Raw genomic sequence first — 23,354 nt, 5'->3', positions numbered from 1 at the left:
GGGCAAGTTTCGTGATCCGGAACTCACGCATTTACAGACCATTACACGCTCAATCGCGTTGATTCTGGCATTTGTCAGCGTTTTTATATTCTTTTTTAAAATACTTTTTTTCTAGCCCGGTCAAACCCTTGAAGTATCAATTATCACCAGATCCGCAAAGCGAGCTCACCCATACTCCTTTCATCGATAGGATGAACGGAAAGGTGGGAATGGTCGTGCTTGGTCTGATCGCGATTGGGCTCGGGGTCGCTACCATTTATGGCGGGATCACTTCCGGTATCCTGCTGCTGGTCGCAATGATCGCAATTCCAGCAGTTTATGCCATTGTCGTCTATCCGCTATTTGGTATTGTGGTATTGTTGACGATGGGGTTTTTCCTGTTTTTTATCCTGCGTTTTGGGATTAATTTTCCATTGGGAACGCTGATGGATGGGCTGGAAATGCTGCTTTTGCTTGGACTTCTCATGAAGGTCAAGCAACGACGTGATTGGGAAATTTCTATTTACAAAAATCCGGTGTCGCTGATGATACTGATCTGGATCGGCTACAACCTGATCCAGGTTGCAAATCCCTGGGCAGAGTCGCGGCTTGCCTGGGTTTATACTGTGCGTTCGGTTGCAGCGGTTACCATTATGTATTTCGTATTTGTTTATTATCTCCGGACCGTGAAAGCAATCCGGCTGGTGATACGGACCTGGCTTGTTCTAGCGGTTTGCGGAGCGATTTATGGATTCAAGCAGGAGTTTTTCGGTATTGCGCCAGGTGAATTGCAGGACCTATGGAATAATCCTACATCGGTTAGTCTTTTGTATATCAATGGAATATGGCGAAAATATTCGATATTTTCCGATCCTGTTTCGTTTTCCTATACAATGGTTTGCGCAAGTTTGATATGTGTGGCTTTGCTGTCCAATGTGAAAAGCTGGCTGAAAAGGGGCATTTTGTGTTTGATGATCCTTGCGTTTCTGATGGCCATGCTTTACTCGGGTACGCGCGGCGCTTACGTACTGGTGCCTGCCGCATTGGTGCCGTTTGCAATATTGAATTTCAGCAAAAAAATCTTGTTCGCGTCCCTGGCTGCGGCTGCGTTTATAGCGATCCTGATCGTTATGCCTACTTCTAGTCCGACCATAGCCAGGTTTCAAACGGCTTTCCGACCTTCTGACGACGCATCTTTCAATGTCAGAAAATATAATCAAAAGCGGATACAACCTTACATTCTCTCACACCCGATCGGCGGAGGACTAGGTTCCACCGGCGCTTGGGGCGCGCGGTTTGCCCCGCAATCTTTCCTTGCAACGTTCCCCCCGGACAGCGGTTACATCCGGGTTGCAGTTGAATTGGGCTGGATAGGCTTGTTGCTTTTCTGTCTGATGATGTTTACGATCCTGAAAATGGGTATCAATAACTTTTATAAAATCAGAAATACGGAACTGAAGACTTATTGCCTGGCGATGACGCTCGTTATATTTGCACTTAATGTCGGCAATTTTCCGCAGGAAGCACTGGTGCAATTTCCCAATAACATCCTCTTTTTTATGGCCGCAGCAATTGTACATACGACCTTTCTGATTGATAGAAAGGAGTCGCTGAATGCTGAGAATAAAATCTGATCAGAAGTTTTTCAAAAGCTGTAATGCATCCATAGATTCCTGCTCCAAATTCAGAAGTTTTGTTCCAAGGTTTTCAACAGTTTCATTCCTTTTAAGCGCTGTTTCAATTTCCTTGTATTTGGAAGCAGTTTTCAATAGTCCGACAGAAAATAAGGAAGATCTGTATTTGTGAATTGCCTGCTTTAATTGTTCCACTTCGGAGGAAACAAAATGTGTTTTAATTCCGGCTAGCTGAATGACGGTTTCGGATTCAAACATATCAATCAATTCAGTTCTGAGCTCGGCATCTCCACCTGTTATTTCATTGAGGTAAGCAATATCGATCAGGGAATCTTCTGCTGCTGAATTATCCATTCCGAAGGTACTGTCTGGCGGGGTAGTTGACATTTTAATGATTGACTTACAATAAGAAACGAGGGTTCGCTACAAATTTAATATTAATAAATCATTCTTTTGCTGATGTAGTAGTTTTTCGTTTCCCACGGCGACTACCTTCGGATTCTACAAAAGTGCCGGCCTTATCGGGAATCCCCGGGAACTCAGGAATGGATGAAGAAGAAATTGCCTGCGGGCAGTCCTTCCCGGAGGGCGACTGGTTGCAGCGATCCTGTTTCATTGTTAAACGTAAAGGATTGATAGCCGATATTTTTGAGCAGTTCAAAGACGCTTGTTCGGTTCTCGTTATCCCATAACTCGCAGTAGATCATTGGTTTATTGCGTTTCAGCAAGGCTACGGAGCCGCGTAAAACTTCCAGCTCGAAGTTTTCTACATCAATTTTCATAGCACTTATATTCGTTTCAAAAGGATATATATGATCCAATTTCTTTAAAGGGACGTCATATATTGTACCTTTTTCACCAGCACCTTCTTCGTAGGCTTTGCTCAATCCCTGCATCCGTGAGTTTCCTCTTATCGGCATGATCATTTTCAGGGTGCCGTCCTCACTTCCCAGTGCGATATTGAAAAGTTTTATGTTCTTTATTTTCAGGTAGTTGACTATGCGCTGGAGCGTAGAGAAATTTTCGGAAATCGGTTCAAATGCGTGTACCTGGGCGTGTGGATGGTGTTTGGCGAGCGGGGCTGCGGTGATCCCTATATTGGCCCCGACGTCGAGGATAAGTCCGTCACCTTTAATGATTTTAATGAAGTGTAAAAACTCCCTTTCGTATTTTCCGGCCTCAATGGTCCTGATGGAATACAATGAAAAGAGGAAAAGATAATTTTTGAACGAAAGTGTCTTTTGTAACAGGTAGCGGATAAAATTTTTCATGACAATGATCGCGTCAGCCGGGTGAAACCAGCTGCTTAATTAGTAGAAATAGTTGGTATTTTTAAATTTAATACTTTTACCACAGGATTGCTACATGAGTGACATATCTTCCTTATTTTTACCAGAAGAACCAGCCGGGGTTACGTTTCTGTGATCAATTTGTGAATGTATGCTCAATAAATTACTTAGCTTTTTAGTGCTGATCAAATATGGGAAACTGCCCGCGGACCTGAGATACTTTTACAGACATACCTATTCTTGCCGGCTCCATCAGATCCAATATTTATTAAGGGATTATTTGTTCAAATCGAAATACAAACAACTTTCTTTCCAGGGCGAGTTTGCTCCGGAATTACAGTTTGTCCTGCCTTTCGCTTACTGGCATTTTAAGAATGGCACATTGAAAACTACCAGCAGTTCTAAATTCACAAAAGAGCTTTATTTCTTCACGCCGGAGCATACTGAAGAGTACGATATTCGTACAGAACGGGGGAATTATAATTTCGAAATGCCGCGGATTTTGTACAGCCAGGATTACGACATGAAAAAGTGGTTGCCTGTTCCTTTGAAAGCGCATTATCAGAACAATATCTACGTATATGAAAAGCCGATATTGATCGTCGCGAATCGATACAATATGGAGTGGGACGGACCGCCTGTAAGCTTTTATAGTATTGAATTGCTGGAATTTATGTTCAACCGGTTATCGGATAAATACACGATTATTTACAACCGCCCCAGGCCGCAGCATATTACGATGGACAACAGTGACATTTACGATCTGAACGAGTATGAGTGGCTGGAAAAAAACTATCCCGATATCATTTTGATGGAAGATCTTTTCCGTGAGAATAAGGCCGGGGCAAATAATTTTAATCATTTACAGCTGATCGTTTATGCCAACGCCAGCAAATTTATTTCCATTCACGGCGGTACCGCAACGCTGGCGAGCTATTTTGGGGGTACCAATCTGATCTTTTCGAAAAAGGGGCCTGAGCATCATTTCAAATGCTACCAGAAATTGTATCCCCGGCTTTCAGGCGCAAAGATTTTGCACGCTAAAACGGAAGATGAAGTACGCGAGTATGTAAACCAACATTTTGCCTGACGCCGGCCATGAAACTGAAAGGACATCAAATCATCGTCTTTGGTCTGCCCAGGTTCGATTCCAAAATCGAATCAACCAACTACACGATCGCTAAAATGCTAGCCCGCGACAATCAGGTATTTTACGTCGAGCATCCATTTACTATCAAAGACTATATAAGGCTGCGAAATGAGCCGGAGATCGCAAAGAGAAAGGGTTATTTTGATGTGGCAAATGATGCGGTCATCGATACGGATGTTCCTGATTTAAAGGTAGTTGTTCCGCCTGTCCTGCTCTCTATCAATTTCCTCCCGGAAGGTAAGCTGTTTCGTACATTGCTTAAAATGAATGAAGGTTTAATTCGGGCGAAGCTGAAACGAATCATCAGGAAATACCGGATTAAAGACTTCATTTATATCAACTCATTTAATTTCCACTATCCAAACCTGATCGAGGGGTTAGCTCCGAAACTAACCGCCTATCATTGCGTAGATCCGATCGTTGTGCCATTCGACGCGCGGCATGGCGGAATCTCGGAAAGCGAGTTAATTAAAAAGAGTGACCTGGTTTTCTGTACGAGCCGGCAGTTGTTCAATAACAGCAAAGTGCTGAATACCAACACTTACTTTGTCCCAAACGCGGCGGATATCCGCCACAGTCAAAAAGCATTGGACCCGGATCTGCCGGTCGCGGCGGTTTTGAAAGATATTCCCCAACCTGTAATCGGCTATTTTGGGAATATAGAACGGAGAATGGATTATGATATGCTGGAAAAGATTATTGGGTTAAACTCGGACAAAAGCTTCGTTTTCGTTGGCCCGCAGGATAAGTCATATATTCCCGATTGGTTTTTCAATACACCCAATGTTTACGCTACCGGCAGCGTACCTTACTCGGAAATGCCGGCGGTGATCAAAGGGTTTGATGTGGCTTTGCTGCCTTTCAAGCGAGATAAGGTGAGTGCTACGATTTTCCCGTTGAAATTGTTTGAATACCTCGGAGCAGGTAAGCCGCTGGTTTCCATTAACTTCAATGATGACCTGACAGAATTTACCGGAGATGCCGTCGCTTTCTGCGACAATGCCGATTCGTTTTCTGAGGCGATCAGCGATGCTTTGCATAATGATACTGAGGTCAAAAAGCAGCGCCGGATCCGGATCGCGGAGGAAAATACCTGGGACAAAAGGGTCGGGCAGATCTCGGAACTACTCGCCGATGCACTAAGCAGAAAGTAGCTCAAAGCTTTTCGATTTCCTTCGGCGCTTTTGAATGCAGGTTGAAGAACAGTCCCTTCACTTCTTTGACTACTCTTTTTGTAAAAAGACTTAAAAAACTTCCGTCCCTTTTCAGTGTTCTCGCACCTGTCCAGGCGCGGGCGGCATTCGATTTAACCTGTTTGATTTTTCCATAACTCATTAATGCATAGGCTAATCGCCCGTCCTCACCGCGTACATTTTTCATCACGAACCCGATTTTCAAAGCGAATTCACGCACAAATCCCATACTGATTCCATACGTATTCAGATAGGGCCGGTTGAGGTGACGGTATTCTGCGATCACGTCCTTGGCAGTTTCCAGCATCGACAGCTGCCAGCGCGAATAGCCTTCTTCGCTGATAAATGAATACCTCCCATAAACGCAGACCACGTTTGGCCGGGTTAGTACTTTCAGCATTTCCTCCATCCAGCAATTGGGGTAAAAGCAGTCGGCATCGGCAAGGAGAATGTATTGGCCTTTTGCATTTTCCAGTCCCAGCTGCCGGGCGGGGCCGGGTCCCTGAATCGGTTGAAAAACGGATCTTACATGCAGGGAATCAATGGTTTGCTGCGTTTTGTCTGTGGAGTTATTATTGACGACTAATATTTCAAACGGGGTCGAAGTTGCCATATCAGACAAAGTCGCCACACACCTGAGCAGGTTTACCTCCTCATTCCATGCTGCGATCATGACGGTAACAAGCGGCTGGTCTGACTTTCTTTTGTCCAGTCTTGCATTTATTTCATCGAAAACGGAGTCTGGGATCTGGTCGAAAGCAGAATAGGGGTAGTTGTATTTTTCGAGCCAGTCCGGGTTTTTGAAAAATGACATGGGAATCGACTAATTAGCGGTGGTCAGAAGTGAGGAGATCAGGTAAATCTTGGCTTAATATATTTTACGAAAAATTCTGGGTAAAATCTGTAAGCGTAAATAAATGTACTGAAAATGTTCACGTTCAAAATCCTGTTCAGGATCGTTTGTGAAATAACGAAATTGATGATATTAGAAATCAAAGTTGCATAAGCCGCGCCCATTACCCCCATTCTGGTGATCAGGATATAGTTGAGTCCGAGATTGATGATCGCACTTAGCAATACCAGTGAAAAAGTGATCTTCGGTTTTCCGATCGAATCCAGAATAGTCCCGAACTGCCTGCCAAATGGAATAAGCACACAATACAATACCGTCACTTTCAGGATCGGGATCGTTTCGGTGTATTTGTCGCCTGCGATAAAACTTACCACAAAATCGGGGAAAAGGAAAAGGAAAAGCAGTGCGGGGATCAATATCGCGAGAATCGTGCCTACCGATTTTTCGTATAAATATTTAATGGCAGCTTCTCCTTCCGTAGCCAGCCTCCGCGCACTTTGCGGAAATACGATCACGGCGATTGCATTGGTGGGAATATCCACGAGATTCATAATGCGGACTGCAATATTGAATGCCCCGGAAGCGGCGGGTGAAAGCAGCGATCCCAGCATCATCTGGTCAATCGTACTCGACAGGATCGACCCGATAGAAGTGCCGAATGCATATTTACCGTAGTTGAGCAGCTTTTTGACCCATTCGCCGGTAACCTGCAAGGTAAAATTCAAGAGGTCTTTTACGAAATAATATTCAAGCAGAATAGCCAGAAAAAGTGCAGCTGCCTGCACGTAAACCAGCTGTATCAGCTGGATCTGAATATCAAAAATGAAACAGAAAAGCAGGAAACAAAAGAATACACCGGATTTCAAAAAGTTGGTGACGAAGATTCCGTTGAACCGGAAATTGGCCTGTTCCATCCAGTGAAATTGTGACAGTATCCCCGAAAACAGGTATACCAAACTGTAAACCCAGAACAGCGGAATAATTTCTTCCGAATTCCAGATCCTGCCCAGGTAAGTAGCCAGCAGCAGATTGACCAGGATGCATAGCAAAGTCAGCCCGCCGCTTAATGCGAAGGAGGCGGAGAGGATCTTGTTATGTTCTTTGGCGTCACTGAATGAGAGGTACTTGATCAATGCGTTCTGTATCAGGCCGCTGCGTACCATTTCGAAAATGGTGGTAGTAGCCGCAAAAAGGGTCCAGACACCAAATGAATGCTTGTCGAGCATCCTGACCAGCAGATAAAATCCGCCAAAGCCAAAGAGTACGCCCGTCAGATTTTGCAGGACATTGATGAATCCCGATTTCAGCCAATACTGATCATTCCCTTTTTTCTCAACTGCCATGGTACTGCGCTGACTCTAGGAGGTCAGATAATCGTAATTAAATTTCAAATGCCGGTACAAATGCCGCGACATGGTGATGAAAGGATTTTCAGTTTCGCGCCAGAAATTCCTTCTCACTGTACTGGGTTCGGCTGAGGAATTCACCTGATCGAATAGGGTAGTATATTCTTCAAAAAACAGCCCCTTACCCTTGTTTTTCAAAACCGACATCATCATTTTATACTCGGTCACTTCCACTTTCAAACCCTCGGGGTAGCGGCCGAACCGTTGGAAAAATGTAGTCCTGCGCAAATGCGGGTGGTCGCTGTAATAGTAAAATTTCTTGTAACCCGGGTTTCCGATCCTGAAGATCATATCCGAAAATCCGTCTTTGTAGGGTTTTAGATAAGGATATTTGAAATAGGCATAAAAACGCACAAAATCCAGTTCTTTCCGTTCCTGCATAAAACCCAAAGCTTTCGCCAGGTTTGCCGGAAAAACCGCCTGCGGCACGAAATCCTCCTGTACATACAAAGTATAGGGCGTAGCAACCGCGTCCTGGCCTTTGTTAATATTATTGCCTAACCCCTTGTTCTTCGGTGTGGTAACCAGCTGAAAAGTATATTTGTTTCTGAGCGAATTAATGTAGTCAATATGCTCCTGCTTGCTGCCGTCGTCGGATACCACGATGTTGCCGAAACTGCAACCCAGGTCAGCGAAGTTTTTCAATAGCCTTTCAAGTGAAGTGCTTCTATTGTAATGGGTTACTAGTAAAGTTATTTCATCAAAACTGTGCATCTGAAAGATTCTATTTGAGATATCCGGAAACAATTTTTCTCAGTTTGTTGTACGCTTTTCTGCTCAGCCTCACCCAGTCCGGAACAGGTTTGTGGTCTTTCCAGGGTGTCATTCTCAGGTATTTATAAAATTCGTCCTTGTAAGCCGGGTTGCAATTGTAGGATTGGAATATCGGTTTGATATCGAGATAATGGATCAGCCAGGGGTCGGGAATTTCGAGCACAGCGAAAGTATTCCAGCGCTGATCCAGTATAACCCATTGATTCGCCAGGGCAACATTCAAGCCATATTGATCGGGGAAACTGGCCGACGCGATGTTGTCAAAAATGGTTTGAATAATCTTGTTTGAAAGGTCGCCCGCCCTCCATTTGACAGGATCCAAAAGCAACATGCCTGCATTGAAATAGGGTGTGTCAGGCGCAAAACCAAGCTCTTTGTAATTGGGAACACCGCCCCAGTCACTGGCAAAAATCTTCGCAAGATCGGGCACGGCCGCAAAGAGTTTGTCGCCGAGGTCAATGTGCCAGAGCTTCGAGATATCCTCGATCAAAAGCATGTCCACATCCAGATAAAGCATTTTTTCAGTTTCCTTCGGGATGATATAGGGCGCAAAAAGCCGCAGGTAGGTAGTGATAGGGAATGCCGATTTGTCAACCGGAATCTTCACATTCGGCGGAATTACATCATTGGTTTTATGCCAGAACATCGTCGTCACAGCCGGGTTGCTCGAAGCGAGGATCTTCTTTTTGCTCGATTCTGAAATACCGTCATCGATAATATACAGATGGATTTTTTCGTGTGTCTTGTGGTTCATCTCGATCGATTTGATCAGGGCGCCCAGCAGGATTGCGTAGTGATTATCGGTGGCAACTACAATGGTAATCGTGTCTTTTATGCTCATACTTTCGATGTTATAAATTCTAGCTAATATCAGGGTATTTTCAATTCGGGAGAGGCTACATTTTTTGCTGCTTTTGGTTTTGATTTATACGCAAACCGCATTTCGATATGCTTGTAAGTCCAGGCAGAGAAAATGTAAATAATCAGGAAATTCAGTATAAAAAGGTACGAATAAGCGCTTTCAGGAAACTTCAATATCCTTATAAATGCGACGTTGAAGAGACTGATCATCAGCGCGTGGCACATGTAAATAGAGTAGGAGTATTTTCCCAGATTATGCAGCAGCCCGACACTTTTCATCAGACCTGAAACCTGACCTTTTTCGAATGCAAAAATGTAGATCGAGATAAAAAACAAAGCTTCGTACACAAACCCGATTTCTTTCAAAACACCGCCCCAGCTGATCGTGGCAATGATTGCGGCTACGGTCAATACTTCAAGAAATGTAAATAGGGCAGTAGGTAGGGTCGAGATATTGGTATAAGTCAGCCGAAAGAAATTTACACAAACTGCACCCAGAAAAAAGCCGATCGCGCCGCGCAGAAATCCGTAGTCAAATGTAAAGTCGATCTTGAATCCCTCCTGAATGGAAATCAGCCAGATACCTGCCAGTGCTGCTATTGCAGCGTAAAGCCAGTTTTTTAGCCTGCCTGCACCTGCAAGGAATACGCTCAGAGTCAGTAAAGCAAATACAATATAAGATACCATTTCCGCGCTGATCGACCAGCTCGGGATATTCCAGCTCACATCTTTCGGGTCAAAAACCGGGGTTGAATTGAGCAGGAACAGTGAAGAGATGAAGGTATAGATGTTGTTATCAGGATCGTTTGGGTTATTGACTTTTACATAAGCCGTGATCAGTTTCTTTCCGAATTCGATCACTACAAAAATGATCAGCATGAAAAGGTGCAGGGGATATATCCTCAGAAAACGCTTTTTGAGAAACAGTTTTACTTCACTGAAAGAAGAAATGGTCTGATAACTGTAAGCGATCACAAATCCGCTGAGCACAAAAAAGAAGTCCACGAACATATCCGAATTGGCTATAAAGCTATTGTTGATGATCGGCGTGGCTGCAAACGGGCTCAAATGGAACAGAAAAACCAGTGATGCGAACAAACCCCGGAAAATGTCGAGTACCTCAAACCTGTGTTTCATTGTCCGTTGTTTTCAGGTTAAATACACAGCGGAATTTGTTAATCCCGCGCTGCACGTCGTATTCATATTCAAATTTGTCGGCCGCTTTCGCCAGGATCAGCAGGCCAAAATGTTCACTCAATGTATCTGAAACGGGCGGCAAGTCGCTGTTGCCAACTTCTTTTACTGAAAATACCGCATTGGTCCTGCTGGTGGCTGTAAGCAGCAGGGATTCGATACCATTCTGGTAAATCTGAAAATCCGCCGGCAGCAAAGCATCTTTGAGCGGCCAGCTGATCTGAGTGCTGCCGTTCGGATCTCGCAGGCTCAGTGGAACTCCGGCATCCTCTTTTTCCAACACCAGATTGTCGGCGTCACTTTCAATAGACAGCCTGCATGCATCTACACCCGAATGCTTGATCGCATTGGTGAGCATTTCTGTGACTACCCATTTGAATCTCGACCGGATTTCGGGCGTCGCCTTTTCCGAAATCGTCTCATTGTGGCCTAGATAGTCCATACATCGGTCCAACATGTCTGAAATCCCTTGCAGATTGCATTTAAAAACTTTCTCGAACTTCTTGTGCGGCTCCCTCATGCTTTATCATAACTTTTCCCCTCATGCTAACTTAATGCTTCCATAGCCTGCTCATAGTCTTTGAATATCTTGAATACTTTGTCCATCCTGATCAGTGTCAGTAGGTTATGTACATCGGGTTTCAGGGATACCAGGTAAATATCTATGCTGCGGGGCAGTCCGTATTTGAGGGCGACCACCAGGCTTCCTAAAAATGAACTGTCGATGTATTTCACATTTTCAAAACTGACGACGATCAGCTTGCTTCCGTTTACCATCAGCGTAATCATTTCTTCTTTAAACAGGTCTGCATTCGACAGATTGGCCTCTTCCGCAAGGATAGTAGCCTGCACCACACCGTTTATTTCTTTTGTTTCTAATAGCATCAGAGTTTACTTTTTTTCAATAAAAATAATGCTTGCATCGTCCAGCTGATTAGTGTCGTCGATGCCCGACAAGACGTATTTTTTGATCAGTTCAAAAGTGTGCGGCTGGCCAAGGTAAGGCCGGATCTTTTGGACAAAAAACGGATAGTCGCTCTTCTTGGAATTGTTTTCGGGAATATCGATCATTCCATCCGTGAATATCGCCAACTGGTCGCCGGGTTGCATTTTCAGGACCTGCTTGTCGTAGAAGCCTTCTTCCAGCAACCCCAGCAACAAGCCGGATGATTGTACTTTTGAAACAGATTTGTCGGCGGTTTCAAAACCTATCAGCGGCAGGTCGCCCGCACCGGTATAATGCACTTCGCCGGTCTCATTGTCGAGCAAAACCAGTGACAGGCTTGACAATATATTTTGCAGGCTTTCGTCGAGGCAGACGAGCTTATTGATCTTCTGAACGATTTCATCCAGATTAAAATCTTTGTCGAGCACGCAAAACCGGATAGCGGCGCGGATATAACTCAGAAAGCCGAATGTGAAAAACCATGCTTTCCATTTCTTTCCCATGATATCGCCCAAAAATGCAAAGCAGTACCGGCTGTCGACCTGTACGAAATCAATGAAGTCGCCTCCGGGATAACCCCGATAGCCTTTGTGCCAAAAATATATTTTGAAACCCGGCAATTCAGGCGCGTTGACCGGAATAGATTTTACATTGAGGGCGTCGGCCGCTATTTTTAGCTCCCGCACGGAGCGAAGGTGCTCATTTTCAAGCGATTTGATAATGTTATTCAGCTTGGAAACGATCACGGGGATCGGAGTCTCTTTGTTGATGAAATCCAGCGCGTACATATTCAAACCTTCCAGCACAAGCGAATTGTCTGTGAATGAGGTCAAAAATACGAACGGGATTTCATTGATCTTTGGATTGAGTAAAACGGCCTGGCGAAAATGGAAACCATTCATTCCGGGCATATCGTAGTCGGAAATGATCAGGTCGGGCACCTCTTCCGACAGCAAGTCGAGGGCGCCGGCGGCCGATTGACAGAACGCGCATTCATAGCCAGCTTTGAGCAGTGCCGCTTCTATTACTTTCCCAAAAAGAACGCTATCCTCCACCAGAAGGATCTTTTTTACACTGGTGGGCGGCTCGGGGAAGGTGATCATTTCTTATTGAAGTTTAAGACGATCAAAAGCACCCCGCCGAAAATGACCAGTAGGGAGACCAGATCCATGACAGTCACTCCATCCTGGGGCGTGAAGTAGAAAACAGTGGCTATTTCGAAGCTTGCGGGTGCTGGCATGATGATCATCGCAAATCCGGTTGTGATCAGCAGTACTGCCAGGATCAGTACCACCCCTTTTTGAAATCCTTTGCTGCCGGTACCTGTATTGCTTATTTTACTATCGATCTGATTTTCGGCGAGCAGTTTTTCCAGGCCTTCCAGTAGTTCTTCCCTGGAAAGTGAATTGTCTTCGCCCAGTGCCTGGAAAGGCGCAACTTTTTTGTGCATCTGTTCGGCGGCTTTGAAAGCTTCCGAGATCTGCTGCTGGTATTCACGCGCCTGTTGCGGATCTACGGCCGACTGGCCGATCACACGGATCAGCTCCTGCACTTTGCCCCCCAGCAGTGTATTTTCCGATTGATTTCCCGGGAGGTTTTTAACGGGCCTGATTTCCAGCAGACGTGGGATTTTCACTTGCGCGGCTTTGATTTGGGATTGTTTAAATCTGATGTGCGAATGTGGAATGTCTATCTCAAGTCTGCACACCAACATACATTTTGTTAAAGCTATATTTTTTATGCTAATTTTGAAATAGTTCTACAAATCAACAAAAAATATTCCTGCATCCCGATACTTTACGAAGTCAATTTTTGAATGAAAACAATTTCCATTGTAACGGTTAATTTCAACCAGCCTCAGGTTACCGAGGACTTGCTTAAATCGCTTCAAGAGGTTAATACTTATCCTGATCTGGAAATAATCGTGGTTGATAATGGCAGCAGCATTGATCCGGTTCCTGCCTGGCAGACTAAATACCGCGATATCAGGTTCATAAGGTCAGAAAAGAACTCCGGGTTCGCAGGGGGAAACAATATCGGAATTGCACAGGCGTCGGGGGATTATCTGTTCCTGATCAACAATGATACTGAAGTTACACCCGACCTGATCGGCAGACTTGTCGCTAAATTGGAGACAAATCCACGGATCGGGATCATCTCTCCGAAGATCAACTACTTTGACAACCCGAAGATGCTCCAGTACACGGGATATACGCCGATGAACTATTATACGGCGAGAAACGAGGTGATAGGTCAATACGAAGAGGATAGGGGGCAATACGATTCTCTCAGCGGGAAAACCGGTTACGCGCACGGTGCAGCGATGATGGTGCGCCGGGAAGCTTTGCAAAAGGCGGGATTAATGTCGGAGAACTATTTTCTCTACTACGAAGAGCTTGACTGGTGTGAGCGGATCAAAAAAGCAGGCTATGAAATCCACGTCGACCTGTCGGCGCTGATTTTTCACAAAGAATCGGTCTCGGTGGGGAAAAGGACTGCTCTGAAAGAATATTTCATGAATCGAAACCGCATTCTTTTCATCCGCAAAAATGCGTCGGGGACAACATTCTTTATTTTTTGCTGCTACTTCCTACTGGCAGTCGCGCCGCGTAATATCTTCAAATACATCAAAAACAAAGAGTACAGCTTCATTCCTGTGTTCTTAAAATCAATCTCCTGGCATTTTAATCATAAGGCCGATAGCAAAGACCTCGGCTATCCGCTGACGCGCTAACTTATGGAAATCCTTTTCTGGCTCAGTCTGATCGTAGTTTTTTATACATTTCTAGGCTATGGTATTGTGCTCTACGTCCTGGTCCGGATACGCAGAATTTTCAAAGGGAAAAGAGTTGAGCCCCGAATTGATCAGGAAATGCCCTCGCTTACCCTGATTATTGCAGCCTACAATGAGGAGAGCATTATCGAAGAGAAAATTGCAAATACTTTACAGCTCAAGTATCCGGCCGGAAAACTTAGTGTAGTGTTTGTAACCGACGGCTCCACCGACCGTACCCCGGAGCTGGTAAGCGCCTGGCCCGGCATTAAGCTCATGCACACGCCAATGCGAAGCGGAAAAATCCTGGCTATGCACAGGGCGATGAAAGAAATCACATCAGAGATCTCGGTATTTACCGACGCGAACACCTTTTTGAACCGGGAAGCGCTGTTGCTCATGGCCAGGCATTATGCCGACCCGAAAGTAGGGGCAGTTTCCGGAGAGAAAAGGGTGATGCAGGAAGCGGTTTCAGATGCGACTGCCGGGGAAGGTTTTTACTGGAAATATGAATCGACATTGAAAAAGTGGGATTCGGAGCTATACTCCGTTGTGGGCGCGGCAGGAGAGCTTTTCAGTGTCAGAAATTCACTTTACACGGATGTGGAGCCGGACACGATCCTGGACGATTTTATGATCTCCATGCGCATTGCCCAGCAAGGTTACCGGATCATCTATGAGCCTGCGGCGTATGCTTCGGAGCTTTCTTCCGAGAATATCAGCGAGGAACTGAAGCGGAAAGTCAGGATTGCGGCGGGAGGAATTCAATCCATTTTACGACTTAAAAAATTACTGAACCCTTTTCACGATCCGCTGCTTTCGTTTCAATACATCAGTCACCGCGTGTTGAGGTGGACAGTCACGCCGTTTCTGATGCTGCTGGCCCTGCTTCTGAATATCGTAATTGTAGCGCAGTCGGGCGGGTGGCTTTATACGCTGATACTCGTTTTGCAGGTTCTTTTTTACAGTGCGGCATTACTCGGCTGGCTACTCGAAAAACGCAGGATCAAGGTGAAAGCATTGTTCGTGCCCTACTATTTTTGCGTGATGAACTATGCGGTACTGGCTGGCATCAGGCGATATCTCAAAGGCTCGCAAAGTGCGGCGTGGGACCGTTCAAAGCGAAAAAATAGCAGTAGTGCGATCTGATATCTCGTAAATCACAGCTTTTTCAGCCGGGCGGATTCTGTTTCAAGTATCGGAAGAAATTCGTCCAGGTCTTTGGAAATGCTAATGTACATATTCATCAGTTCTGCCTGCTCCGCATGTTCCTTAATCGCCTTTTCGAGGCTATCTACGCGCGTGCGGATTCCGGTGAGGCCGGTCATGGTGAATGAAGGTTTTAACCCGTGAACGATGCTGGCCGATTCTTTTCTGTCATTTGTGCTCAGGGCGGTCTCCAAAGCCCGCCACCGGGGAAGCGAATCACTGAGAAACGCGTCAAAAATCATGTGCAGAATTACCGGATCTTCTCCATAAGCCTGGTCAATATAAGCAATGTCCAGGGCAGGATTTATTTGTAGCGCCATCGGTTTAGGGTTAGAAGTCTTCCAGATAGTGGTCGTTTGTATTGCAACAATTCTCAAAAAAAGGGAGCGTTAAACTCCCTCCAATTAATTCCGCAAAACTATAACATTTATTCGGTTACCTGCGCTTTCGGCTCCTCTTTTACGGGTTGTTTCTCCTCTTCTTTTGCGGGCTGTTTCGCTTCTTCCTTGGCTTTCTTTTTGAAGTACCTGCGGAACAGGAAATTGGAGCGTAATGCCTGCATGTTTTCATCCAGTTTTTCGGTGCTGCTTTCCAGGTTTTCCAGGGTTCCTTTCAGATTGGCTGCCGTCTTTTCGTCGTGCAGCAATACGCCGATCGGGCTGGTGGTATTGGAGTTCAGATCAGCACTGGCAGTTTTCAGGTTGTTGACCATCACGTTGGCAGAACCAACAGTTTCATTCAGCTTTGAAATCGTCCCGCGCAAATCCTTCATGATCATCGTATCCGTTGCAAAATCGTTTGCCAGGCCCCCTTTCTGAGTCAACTTTTCCGAGTAGCTCGACAGTGAGGCAGTCAGCTGCTGGGCGTTGACAGAAGCTTTTTTAAGTGCCGCCAGGGTCTGGTCTACATCGTTATAAAGTCTTTCATCGTTTAAAAGCATACCCACGGTTCCCTTGCCGGCAAGGATGTTTTTGCTGATCGTTTTGAATGCACTGGTAATGCCCAGCAGGTTTTTGTTATTTTCCGATAAAACAGCCAGCATTTCCTCAGTACTTTCCATTTTTTCAACTACCAGCTCATCTCCGTCCTCAATTGAAGGCACCTTCTGGGTACCGCCGTAAATGACAATGATTTTATTACCGATCAAACCGTCGGTACTAACCTTGGCTTTGGCATTTTTGCGAATGAATTCCTGAGACTTCTCTTCAATATTGAGCATTACCTCTACCCGCGAATTTCCCAGAAAACGGATCGTTTTGACCGTACCGATCTTTACACCGGAGTACCAGATATTATTGCCCGGCTTCAATCCATTAACATCGTCAAAAATGGTCTTGACGCTGATGGTAGAGGAAAAAACCTTCTTCATACTCCCTATTGTCAGAATGCCAACGACAAAAATCATGATGCCGATTACGACAAACAGACCAACTGTAACGGAGCGTTTTCTTGCTGATGTTTCCATTATTACTGAATAAAATTATAATCGTAAAAACTTTTGATCCTCTCTTCGTCTGTATCGAAAACTTCCTCGAATGTGCCTTGTTTCAGGAACTGGCCATCCAGCAGCATTGCGATTTTATCACCTGTCGCCCGGGCGCAGGTGAGGTCGTGGGTAATGATGATTGAGCTGGTGTGATATTTCTCTTTCACCTCATTGATGAGCTCATTGATTTCAAGACAGGTAATAGGGTCCAAACCGGCGGTAGGTTCGTCGTAGAGCATTATTTCTGGCTGAAGTATCAATGTTCTGGCGATGCCTATCCGCTTGCGCTGCCCGCCCGAAAGCTCGGAAGGGACCTGATTGATCGTCTGGAGCAACCCCACCGCATCGAGAACAGTCTCAACCTGTTCGTTAATTTCCGCACGTGTAAGATTGGCTACGTTCCTGACCAGGGGAAATTCCAGGTTCTCGCGCACAGTCATACTATCGTATAACGCGCTGTTTTGAAACGAAAAACCGATCTTCATCCTGAGATCGCGCAGTTCCTTATCATTCAGCCGCGATACTTCCTGGCCCAGGACAATACAGTTGCCACGGTCCTGTTTGAGCAGCCCTGCAATGATTTTGATCAACACCGACTTTCCTGTGCCCGACCGGCCAAGTACAACTACATTCTCACCTTTTTCAACTTTAAGGTCCACGCCCCGAAGTACGTGCAGGCTACCGAAGGACTTGTGAAGATCCTGTATGTCGATCACCGGCGCTTCGGGCTGATTTACTTCTTCCATTTTATATCCTGAAATAATTAGATACCTGAACTATGATCACCTCTTCAATAAAAATGAGGAACATCGAAATGACGACTGCCGAGTTGGCGGCTTTTCCTACGCCCTCGGTGCCCTTACTTGCATTGTAACCCTGGTAGCAGCCGACAATACCGATTGTAAACCCGTAGGCGATCGCTTTAACCAGTGAAGTCCCCACATCCAGAAAGGTGATCTGTTCAAAGGCATTCTCGAAAAAAGCAATGAAACTGGTTCCCTCGTTAAGGGTAACATTCAGAAAAGCACCCAAAAGACTTACTGCGGTGCAATAAAACATCAGAATGGGAATCGTAATCGTTGAAGCAAGTACCCTGGTTACCACTAAAAATTTGAAAGGGTTTACCGCTGACACCTCCATAGCGTCGATCTGCTCGGTCACCCGCATCGACCCCAGCTCTGCGCCGATACTGGATCCGATCTTTCCGGCGCTGATCAATGCAGTAACCAATGCAGCCAATGCACGCACGATGGCGATCGCGACGAGGGAAGGAAGCCAGGAAACAGCGCCAAACTCAGCCAGCGACGGGCGGGATTGCTTTGTAAATACCATTCCGGTAATAAAACCTGTGAGTCCGATCAGCAGCAGCGACTTATTGCCGATCGCATAGCATTGCTTCACGATTTCCTGAAACTCCATTCTTCCCTTGAAAGCTTCCCGGAAAAATCTCAGAAAGAATACGTATCCATTGTAAACTGCCAGAAAGGCCGAATCCAAACCTTTGGTGTAAACGTGTTCTCTTTTCTTAGCGCTCATTCAATTATTGGCAAAGTGATTTTTAAATATTGCTTCCCTTCAATTGCTCAGGGGTAGTACGACTTTATTGCCCGGAAGCGACCTTTCTTCAAACCACCTCATTCTGTATGCATTTATGGCTGTTTGACCCAGCTTATCCAGCAACCTGTAATTGACAACCAGTCCTACTGCTGCGCCGATGCCGGGAATCAGCTGCGCCATTTTCGCGAGATCAATATAGTCCCTGTATTCCTGCTGAAAAGTTTTCCAGTCGAACTGATGAATATCTTCTGGCAAATCCTGACTTTTCAATTGCCAGTCACGCATTCTGGAGAAGACTTGCTGCCGCTGTTTCTGACTGGAAAAAGCCAGTTGAAAAATATGCAGTATAAAAAGCCGCTCCCTGTAATCGTTGACGGGGCGGCCGTAGATAGCAGCAATATCGAAAAGCAGTTTTAATTTAATGCCGATCAATACCGGAAACTCTGCCAGCGCGAGGAGAAACCCTCCGGCACCTGTGATACCGCCTTCGGCTGCGCCTGCCTTTTTATAAAAAGATACTCTCTTGCGGGCCGCATCTTCGATCTCTTCCAGTGAATACCTGGCAGGTGCTATGGAAGTGGTGAATTCGGCGCCTGTGAGCACCGCACGTGTCATTTGCTTGATCGTAGTCGTAATAACCTGATGTACTTTATCGGGGATGATGTTGTTGATCTTATCCTGTACAGCCTTCGAAGTCCTGTCGACCAGATTTGGGCGTTTTTGCATCTTATGCTGCCACTTCAACAGTTCTTGCCGCGTATTTTCCTCATATGTTGTAAAATGCATATTGGTCAGAATAAAGATTCGGGAAGGATAGCGTAAACGTTTATACATCAGAATTAACTTCTGATCAGCAAAAATCATTCCAACGAAGTTTTAATCCGTCGGTTTCGTTACTTTCTCTTCCGCCAGTTCCAGATCTGACTGGTCTGCTTCGGGTTCTTCCTGCTGTTTTTCAGCGATTGCTTCGTATTGCAGGGAAATAAGGATAGGAAAGTGGTCCGAGTTGAAATTTTCCAATCTTTTCAGTTGGATCAGTTTGAAGTCGGTTGAGCAAAAAACGTGGTCGAGAGGAAAACGGAGAAAGGGATATTTCGCATGGAATGTATTGAAAAAGCCCCGCCCCAGCCTGGGATCGAGCAAACCGCTGATGCGGGTGAAAAGCTGCGTGGTATACGACCAGGCCACATCGTTCAGGTCGCCGACTACGATCGTGGGGATCGGACACTCCTTCACTTCTTTTGCAACAAGCAGGAGTTCTTTGTCACGCTCTGTCGAGTAAATGTTTTCGCCGGGAACTGGCGGGGTAGGGTGTACGCAATGCAGCTGAAAGGTTTTCCCGGACGCCAGTTCGACGCATGTTTTGATCGAAGGGATTTCTTGATCGACCAGGTATCGCACCTCGGAATCTTTGAGCTTTAATTTCGAGTACAAGAGCATACCGTACGTATTTTCAAGCGGCACAACCACCTGATGCGGGTAGTACGCTTTCAATTCTTCTACCCCTTTATGCCAGAAGTTATCCGTTTCAAGCAGCAGCACGATCTCCGGATTGTATTTTTTTATCAGTCTAAGGCAGCCAGCGGTATTTTTATTATCCTGAAAGACATTCGAAGAAATGATGCTGACGGTATTGTCAGGATCAATGTGCGTAGCCCTGAGCATGGCACGTTTGGCGAGGAATGTAAAAGGGAAGATCTGATAGGAGAGATAGGCAGTATTGATCGCCAGGACGATCACAAATCCGATCTCAAAATTTGACGATACCTTAAAAAGAAAGCAATAAAGAATTAAGACCAATGCATTCAGGAAAAGCTTCTGAAGTCTGGGATATTCGAAAACCCGGAATGCCCAGAAGTCGTTTCTAATCAGCGGGATGACTGAAAAAAGCACAATAAGCGAGCCCGCGATTTCCAGGGCCAGTTTGAAGGAATGCATATTTATTTAATTCACGATGGTAAGTATATGTCAACTACCGTACCAGTATCTTTTTGGACCATTCCTGTTCTCCTGATCTAAGCCTGATCACATGAACCCCTTCCTGAAATACCGGTAAGCCTATACTCACTTCTCTCTCGTTTGTCACCTGTGTTTCTAAAATGGACTGTCCGCCAAGGTTGATCACAGAAAGCTTTCCGGAAACAGGTTTATTAAATTTCACCTGTACTTTTTGGTTTCTGATAGCCGGGTTTGGATATACTGAAAATAACGCGCCAGGCTCTTTTTCTATTCCTAAAACAATTGGTAATGCAATGTTAGCATATGCAAAGTCTGCTGATTCTGAGATCTTTCCAACAGCTTTCAGTCTGTAAGTGATCGTATCGGCCGGTTCGGGCTGATCTACAAATTGGGTAATTGCCGAATCCAAACTGGCGACACTCGTGAACGTTTGCTGGTCCGGATATTTTCTTTCAAGAACATATTGATTGGCACCGGGCAGGGTTTTCCAGCTCAATTTGACTTTGGCGTCGCCCTCTTTTTCGGCAGTCAGGGCAGGCGTGGCCAGCGCGGTACCGATCGGCACATTGTAAAATGTCATCGCCCGCATTCCCTTGCTGTTTTTAATGTACGGACCCATAAAAGGAAAGTAAGGGCCTCCCTCCGGTACATACATGGGCAGATAGTTGATAACCCCAGCATTTTGCGGGCTGGTGAGTTCAAGCAATACCCTGTTTCCCTCAGCTTTGCCCGAAGCGACCTTACCTGACTCCCAGTCGAGATAGAAGAAATCCTTCATCTGGAGCGTAACCCCGGAGGTGGTGCGGTATGGTTCCGGGTAAACCAGCGATTGGCCTTCGTCGAACACGAGGACAAGCTGTTTTTTCTCTTCGTTCTTAAAAAAGACTTTTTGAAGTGACGGGGAAAGGATATTGGACGTGTCTGCTGCATTATAAAAGTCTTTGAGCATGATCCTGGAAAGCTCGAAGCCATTTTGCCTGTTGCCTTCCCGCCCGTAATGCAGTCCGTCAAACTCGGCGGTACCGACCGTTGCCAGTGAAGTCACATCCGGGTATATTTCCGGCAGCCTCCTCTGGTAATCCCGTATCTCTGCTCCGACCGGGGAAGCAAAATAGATAATATCGATCTGGTAAACGTACATTCTGGCGAGGTTCGCAAAATCCTCTTTGAGGTGTTTGCGAAGCAGATCGAAGTTACCCTGCCAGTTTCCTCCCTCGTGGTAAGCTTCTGTTTCGCCTTGCCGGAAAATATAGGCTTTAACCGCATCGGACAGGCCGCCCTTTTGAATCCGGTAGAGCATTCTGCCATAGCCGGTATTCAGATCTGCGGGATTGTTTTCGTTTCTTTTGGCGTGGTCAAATGCAGACGACCAGTGAAATCCGGCATTAATAAGGCAGTTTGGGATTCCGGATTTTTGCATCAGTTGCTTTTGTATCTCAAAACCCATCGTACCGACGCCGTTTCTGAATTCATGCTGATTGGAAAATGCCCATAGTGTGTCCGCTGGATTATAAGCGGAGGTATTCAGGTTTTCCGTTATTTTCCCAAATGTCCGGCAAAAACGCGTGGTGTCTTTTTCCGTAAAGAAACCTGTTGAATTGGATTGGCCGGACAGTACGTAAACATCTCCGCTTACCACATCCTTTCTGGTCACGACCAGCACAGAGTCGCTGCCTTTTACTACATAAACGGCGAAATCGTAACCTGCGAGTTCCGCCTTGATTTTCGTTTCTGTCGCAAATTTTCCTACCCCGGCCTGGTACGTAAGGTTAGCCCGGAGGTATTTGAACGGAGCATTGTTCCGGGTGATCTGAACAGCTATGTAATTCCAGCCTGCTGCCTCCACAATGCCGGAAATCGGAACAGTGGCTTCACTTTTTTCATCGCGGGGATACAACTGTAAATCCTGCGGCAGCTTTTGAAAAACCACTGAATTAAACCGCTGTGCCTGGCCAGGAGTTGCAAGGCAAAGCAGCATGAAAATGTATAAAAGATTTTTCAAAATCTGCTTTTTAGTGTCGAAAAGGTTTATTAATAAATTCATTTTCAGTGCTTTGCTGTTGAAGCCAGTTTACTTAATCGTGACTGGCTTGACACCGTCGAATGTAATCTTCACGGGATTGATCAGGCCTTTACTGTCAAAGGTCATCACATCGACGCAGGTTTCCCTGTGGTTTCCATCCGTTTCGGTAAGTGGTCTTCTGTGGTATACAATGTAATATTCGTCTTTGCCCGGTATCTGAATAACAGAGTGGTGCCCCGCACCCCTGGCCACATTTGGATCCTGCTGAAGAATTTTACCAACGCGTTCGAAAGGGCCGAACGGAGAGTCTGAAATCGCATAGGCAACAGAATAGTTTGGCCCGGTCCAGCCGCCTTCCGACCACATAAAGTAATATTTGCCATTTCTGATAAACATGAACGGGCCTTCCACATAGCCTTCAGGCGTAACCTCCCGGAATATTGTTCCGTCTTCAAAGGGAATAAAGCCAGTGAAGTCCGGTTTTAATTTTGCGACATTACAATGCCGCCAGCCTCCATAGAAGAGATAGTATTGTCCGTCTTTATCTTTGAATACGAACTGATCAATAGGTTGCGCGCCATTGTGGAATTTGTCGATCAGCGGTTTTCCCAGGTAATCGCGGAAAGGACCTTCTGGCTTATCCGCAACAGCTACGCCGATCCCGCCTTTCTCCTGGTCACTCTGGATGTCGTTGGCACCGAAGAAGAAATAGTACTTTTTATCTTTTTCAATAATAGAAGGCGCCCACATTGCACGTTTGGCCCATTTAACTGAAGAAGAATCCAGAATTTTGTCGTGCTTTTTCCAGTTGACCAGATCTTTTGATGAGAAGACATCGAAATGAACCTGCTTCTCGTAAGGTGCAGAATAGGTAGGGTATATCCAGTAAGTTTTATCAAATATAATTCCCTCGGGATCGGCATACCAGCCTTTGAAAACAGGGTTGCCGGACGTTTTTTTGTCAGATTGGGCAAATACCGGGAATGAGAAAAACAGGGCGAGAAAGAGATAAAAGATTTTTTTCATACTAAAAGCGAGCAAAATTGAACTTGGGTAAAGTTCTAAATT

General features: G+C 45.5%; 24 protein-coding genes. 5 read left to right on the top strand and 19 right to left on the bottom strand.

Translation table 11 applies throughout. From position 1 onward, the window contains the following. Positions 1 to 128: 128 nt before the first annotated feature. Positions 129 to 1,613: an O-antigen ligase family protein gene (locus tag FXO21_RS28205; RefSeq protein ID WP_149643229.1), complete on the top strand. Its 1,485-nt coding sequence runs from the start codon at positions 129 to 131 to the stop codon at positions 1,611 to 1,613. Here the strand turns inward: FXO21_RS28205 and FXO21_RS28200 are convergent, their stop codons facing one another. Beyond that, positions 1,614 to 2,000 carry an Hpt domain-containing protein gene (locus FXO21_RS28200; RefSeq protein WP_149643228.1) on the bottom strand — a complete coding sequence of 129 codons (387 nt, stop codon included), beginning with the start codon at positions 1,998 to 2,000 and terminating at the stop codon, positions 1,614 to 1,616. Positions 2,001 to 2,152: 152 nt separating this feature from the next. Continuing rightward, positions 2,153 to 2,884 (bottom strand): FkbM family methyltransferase, encoded by a 732-nt coding sequence (locus FXO21_RS28195; RefSeq protein WP_149643227.1) that lies wholly within the window; start codon positions 2,882 to 2,884, stop codon positions 2,153 to 2,155. Positions 2,885 to 3,053: 169 nt separating this feature from the next. Here FXO21_RS28195 and FXO21_RS28190 point away from each other — a divergent pair, with 169 nt between their 5' ends. Together FXO21_RS28190 and FXO21_RS28185 are read left to right on the top strand one after the other, a co-directional pair. After that, on the top strand, positions 3,054 to 3,992 hold the full coding sequence (locus tag FXO21_RS28190; protein ID WP_149643226.1) for a hypothetical protein: 939 nt from the start codon (positions 3,054 to 3,056) through the stop codon (positions 3,990 to 3,992). 8 nt (positions 3,993 to 4,000) lie between these two features. Continuing rightward, entirely contained in the window at positions 4,001 to 5,206 is a 1,206-nt protein-coding gene (locus tag FXO21_RS28185) for a glycosyltransferase family protein (RefSeq protein ID WP_149643225.1), read from the top strand. Position 5,207: 1 nt separating this feature from the next. Here the strand turns inward: FXO21_RS28185 and FXO21_RS28180 are convergent, their stop codons facing one another. The 9 genes from FXO21_RS28180 to FXO21_RS28140 all read right to left on the bottom strand — a co-directional run bounded on the left by FXO21_RS28180 (position 5,208) and on the right by FXO21_RS28140 (position 12,915). Further along, on the bottom strand, positions 5,208 to 6,059 hold the full coding sequence (locus tag FXO21_RS28180) for a glycosyltransferase family 2 protein (RefSeq protein ID WP_149643224.1): 852 nt from the start codon (positions 6,057 to 6,059) through the stop codon (positions 5,208 to 5,210). A 38-nt stretch (positions 6,060 to 6,097) separates the two neighbouring features. Next, positions 6,098 to 7,441 (bottom strand): flippase, encoded by a 1,344-nt coding sequence (locus tag FXO21_RS28175; protein ID WP_149643223.1) that lies wholly within the window; start codon positions 7,439 to 7,441, stop codon positions 6,098 to 6,100. Positions 7,442 to 7,456: 15 nt separating this feature from the next. Continuing rightward, positions 7,457 to 8,218 carry a glycosyltransferase gene (locus FXO21_RS28170; RefSeq protein WP_149643222.1) on the bottom strand — a complete coding sequence of 254 codons (762 nt, stop codon included), beginning with the start codon at positions 8,216 to 8,218 and terminating at the stop codon, positions 7,457 to 7,459. Positions 8,219 to 8,228: 10 nt separating this feature from the next. Then, entirely contained in the window at positions 8,229 to 9,119 is an 891-nt protein-coding gene (locus tag FXO21_RS28165) for a glycosyltransferase family 8 protein (RefSeq protein WP_149643221.1), read from the bottom strand. Between the two features lie 29 nt (positions 9,120 to 9,148). After that, positions 9,149 to 10,276 carry an acyltransferase family protein gene (locus FXO21_RS28160; RefSeq protein ID WP_149643220.1) on the bottom strand — a complete coding sequence of 376 codons (1,128 nt, stop codon included), beginning with the start codon at positions 10,274 to 10,276 and terminating at the stop codon, positions 9,149 to 9,151. After that, entirely contained in the window at positions 10,260 to 10,775 is a 516-nt protein-coding gene (locus tag FXO21_RS28155) for an ATP-binding protein (protein ID WP_149643219.1), read from the bottom strand. The genes FXO21_RS28160 and FXO21_RS28155 overlap by 17 nt, the downstream gene beginning before the upstream one ends. A gap of 104 nt (positions 10,776 to 10,879) precedes the next feature. Next, entirely contained in the window at positions 10,880 to 11,218 is a 339-nt protein-coding gene (locus FXO21_RS28150; protein ID WP_149643218.1) for an STAS domain-containing protein, read from the bottom strand. Positions 11,219 to 11,224: 6 nt separating this feature from the next. Continuing rightward, a complete protein-coding gene (locus tag FXO21_RS28145) occupies positions 11,225 to 12,382 on the bottom strand; it encodes a SpoIIE family protein phosphatase (protein WP_149643217.1) in 1,158 nt (385 codons plus the stop codon). Beyond that, on the bottom strand, positions 12,379 to 12,915 hold the full coding sequence (locus FXO21_RS28140) for a hypothetical protein (protein ID WP_149643216.1): 537 nt from the start codon (positions 12,913 to 12,915) through the stop codon (positions 12,379 to 12,381). Before FXO21_RS28140 ends, FXO21_RS28145 begins: the two co-directional genes overlap by 4 nt. 180 nt (positions 12,916 to 13,095) lie before the next feature. On the opposite strand from FXO21_RS28140, the gene FXO21_RS28135 reads away from it, so the two are divergent. Beyond that, a complete protein-coding gene (locus tag FXO21_RS28135; protein ID WP_149643215.1) occupies positions 13,096 to 14,013 on the top strand; it encodes a glycosyltransferase family 2 protein in 918 nt (305 codons plus the stop codon). 3 nt (positions 14,014 to 14,016) lie between these two features. Further along, the gene (locus FXO21_RS28130) at positions 14,017 to 15,201 is read left to right on the top strand and encodes a glycosyltransferase family 2 protein (RefSeq protein WP_149643214.1); all 1,185 of its coding nucleotides are present in this window, start codon (positions 14,017 to 14,019) and stop codon (positions 15,199 to 15,201) included. Between the two features lie 11 nt (positions 15,202 to 15,212). Here the strand turns inward: FXO21_RS28130 and FXO21_RS28125 are convergent, their stop codons facing one another. The 8 genes from FXO21_RS28125 to FXO21_RS28090 all read right to left on the bottom strand — a co-directional run bounded on the left by FXO21_RS28125 (position 15,213) and on the right by FXO21_RS28090 (position 23,312). Continuing rightward, complete coding sequence (locus FXO21_RS28125) at positions 15,213 to 15,581, bottom strand: Hpt domain-containing protein (RefSeq protein ID WP_149643213.1); 369 nt, start codon at positions 15,579 to 15,581, stop codon at positions 15,213 to 15,215. A gap of 107 nt (positions 15,582 to 15,688) precedes the next feature. Next, the gene (locus tag FXO21_RS28120) at positions 15,689 to 16,726 is read right to left on the bottom strand and encodes an MlaD family protein (RefSeq protein WP_149643212.1); all 1,038 of its coding nucleotides are present in this window, start codon (positions 16,724 to 16,726) and stop codon (positions 15,689 to 15,691) included. A gap of 2 nt (positions 16,727 to 16,728) precedes the next feature. Next, positions 16,729 to 17,493: an ABC transporter ATP-binding protein gene (locus FXO21_RS28115; protein ID WP_149643211.1), complete on the bottom strand. Its 765-nt coding sequence runs from the start codon at positions 17,491 to 17,493 to the stop codon at positions 16,729 to 16,731. A gap of 1 nt (position 17,494) precedes the next feature. Continuing rightward, the gene (locus FXO21_RS28110; protein WP_149643210.1) at positions 17,495 to 18,283 is read right to left on the bottom strand and encodes an MlaE family ABC transporter permease; all 789 of its coding nucleotides are present in this window, start codon (positions 18,281 to 18,283) and stop codon (positions 17,495 to 17,497) included. Positions 18,284 to 18,322: 39 nt separating this feature from the next. Beyond that, the gene (locus tag FXO21_RS28105; protein ID WP_149643209.1) at positions 18,323 to 19,090 is read right to left on the bottom strand and encodes an EcsC family protein; all 768 of its coding nucleotides are present in this window, start codon (positions 19,088 to 19,090) and stop codon (positions 18,323 to 18,325) included. A 90-nt stretch (positions 19,091 to 19,180) separates the two neighbouring features. Beyond that, complete coding sequence (locus FXO21_RS28100; protein ID WP_149643208.1) at positions 19,181 to 20,242, bottom strand: endonuclease/exonuclease/phosphatase family protein; 1,062 nt, start codon at positions 20,240 to 20,242, stop codon at positions 19,181 to 19,183. A gap of 34 nt (positions 20,243 to 20,276) precedes the next feature. Next, positions 20,277 to 22,307: a T9SS type A sorting domain-containing protein gene (locus FXO21_RS28095; protein ID WP_149643207.1), complete on the bottom strand. Its 2,031-nt coding sequence runs from the start codon at positions 22,305 to 22,307 to the stop codon at positions 20,277 to 20,279. Positions 22,308 to 22,334: 27 nt separating this feature from the next. Beyond that, on the bottom strand, positions 22,335 to 23,312 hold the full coding sequence (locus FXO21_RS28090) for a glycoside hydrolase family 43 protein (RefSeq protein ID WP_149643206.1): 978 nt from the start codon (positions 23,310 to 23,312) through the stop codon (positions 22,335 to 22,337). Between the last annotated feature and the right edge of the window lie 42 nt (positions 23,313 to 23,354).

Origin of the sequence: Dyadobacter sp. UC 10 (genome assembly GCF_008369915.1) — a bacterium.
Lineage (GTDB): Bacteria > Bacteroidota > Bacteroidia > Cytophagales > Spirosomataceae > Dyadobacter.
This window is presented reverse-complemented; position numbering and strand designations above follow the sequence as displayed.

Excerpts from the sequence above, each read along its gene's own strand:
- FXO21_RS28180 (WP_149643224.1), bottom strand. The coding sequence starts at position 6,059 with ATGTCATTTTTCAAAAACCCGGACTGGCTCGAAAAATACAACTACCCC.
- FXO21_RS28135 (WP_149643215.1), top strand. The coding sequence starts at position 13,096 with ATGAAAACAATTTCCATTGTAACGGTTAATTTCAACCAGCCTCAGGTT.
- FXO21_RS28110 (WP_149643210.1), bottom strand. The coding sequence starts at position 18,283 with ATGAGCGCTAAGAAAAGAGAACACGTTTACACCAAAGGTTTGGATTCG.
- FXO21_RS28200 (WP_149643228.1), bottom strand. The coding sequence starts at position 2,000 with ATGTCAACTACCCCGCCAGACAGTACCTTCGGAATGGATAATTCAGCA.
- FXO21_RS28190 (WP_149643226.1), top strand. The coding sequence starts at position 3,054 with ATGCTCAATAAATTACTTAGCTTTTTAGTGCTGATCAAATATGGGAAA.
- FXO21_RS28130 (WP_149643214.1), top strand. The coding sequence starts at position 14,017 with ATGGAAATCCTTTTCTGGCTCAGTCTGATCGTAGTTTTTTATACATTT.
- FXO21_RS28195 (WP_149643227.1), bottom strand. The coding sequence starts at position 2,884 with ATGAAAAATTTTATCCGCTACCTGTTACAAAAGACACTTTCGTTCAAA.
- FXO21_RS28115 (WP_149643211.1), bottom strand. The coding sequence starts at position 17,493 with ATGGAAGAAGTAAATCAGCCCGAAGCGCCGGTGATCGACATACAGGAT.
- FXO21_RS28155 (WP_149643219.1), bottom strand. The coding sequence starts at position 10,775 with ATGGACTATCTAGGCCACAATGAGACGATTTCGGAAAAGGCGACGCCC.
- FXO21_RS28125 (WP_149643213.1), bottom strand. The coding sequence starts at position 15,581 with ATGGCGCTACAAATAAATCCTGCCCTGGACATTGCTTATATTGACCAG.
- FXO21_RS28160 (WP_149643220.1), bottom strand. The coding sequence starts at position 10,276 with ATGAAACACAGGTTTGAGGTACTCGACATTTTCCGGGGTTTGTTCGCA.
- FXO21_RS28095 (WP_149643207.1), bottom strand. The coding sequence starts at position 22,307 with ATGAATTTATTAATAAACCTTTTCGACACTAAAAAGCAGATTTTGAAA.
- FXO21_RS28165 (WP_149643221.1), bottom strand. The coding sequence starts at position 9,119 with ATGAGCATAAAAGACACGATTACCATTGTAGTTGCCACCGATAATCAC.
- FXO21_RS28150 (WP_149643218.1), bottom strand. The coding sequence starts at position 11,218 with ATGCTATTAGAAACAAAAGAAATAAACGGTGTGGTGCAGGCTACTATC.
- FXO21_RS28170 (WP_149643222.1), bottom strand. The coding sequence starts at position 8,218 with ATGCACAGTTTTGATGAAATAACTTTACTAGTAACCCATTACAATAGA.
- FXO21_RS28090 (WP_149643206.1), bottom strand. The coding sequence starts at position 23,312 with ATGAAAAAAATCTTTTATCTCTTTCTCGCCCTGTTTTTCTCATTCCCG.
- FXO21_RS28120 (WP_149643212.1), bottom strand. The coding sequence starts at position 16,726 with ATGGAAACATCAGCAAGAAAACGCTCCGTTACAGTTGGTCTGTTTGTC.
- FXO21_RS28145 (WP_149643217.1), bottom strand. The coding sequence starts at position 12,382 with ATGATCACCTTCCCCGAGCCGCCCACCAGTGTAAAAAAGATCCTTCTG.
- FXO21_RS28100 (WP_149643208.1), bottom strand. The coding sequence starts at position 20,242 with ATGCATTCCTTCAAACTGGCCCTGGAAATCGCGGGCTCGCTTATTGTG.
- FXO21_RS28185 (WP_149643225.1), top strand. The coding sequence starts at position 4,001 with ATGAAACTGAAAGGACATCAAATCATCGTCTTTGGTCTGCCCAGGTTC.
- FXO21_RS28175 (WP_149643223.1), bottom strand. The coding sequence starts at position 7,441 with ATGGCAGTTGAGAAAAAAGGGAATGATCAGTATTGGCTGAAATCGGGA.
- FXO21_RS28105 (WP_149643209.1), bottom strand. The coding sequence starts at position 19,090 with ATGCATTTTACAACATATGAGGAAAATACGCGGCAAGAACTGTTGAAG.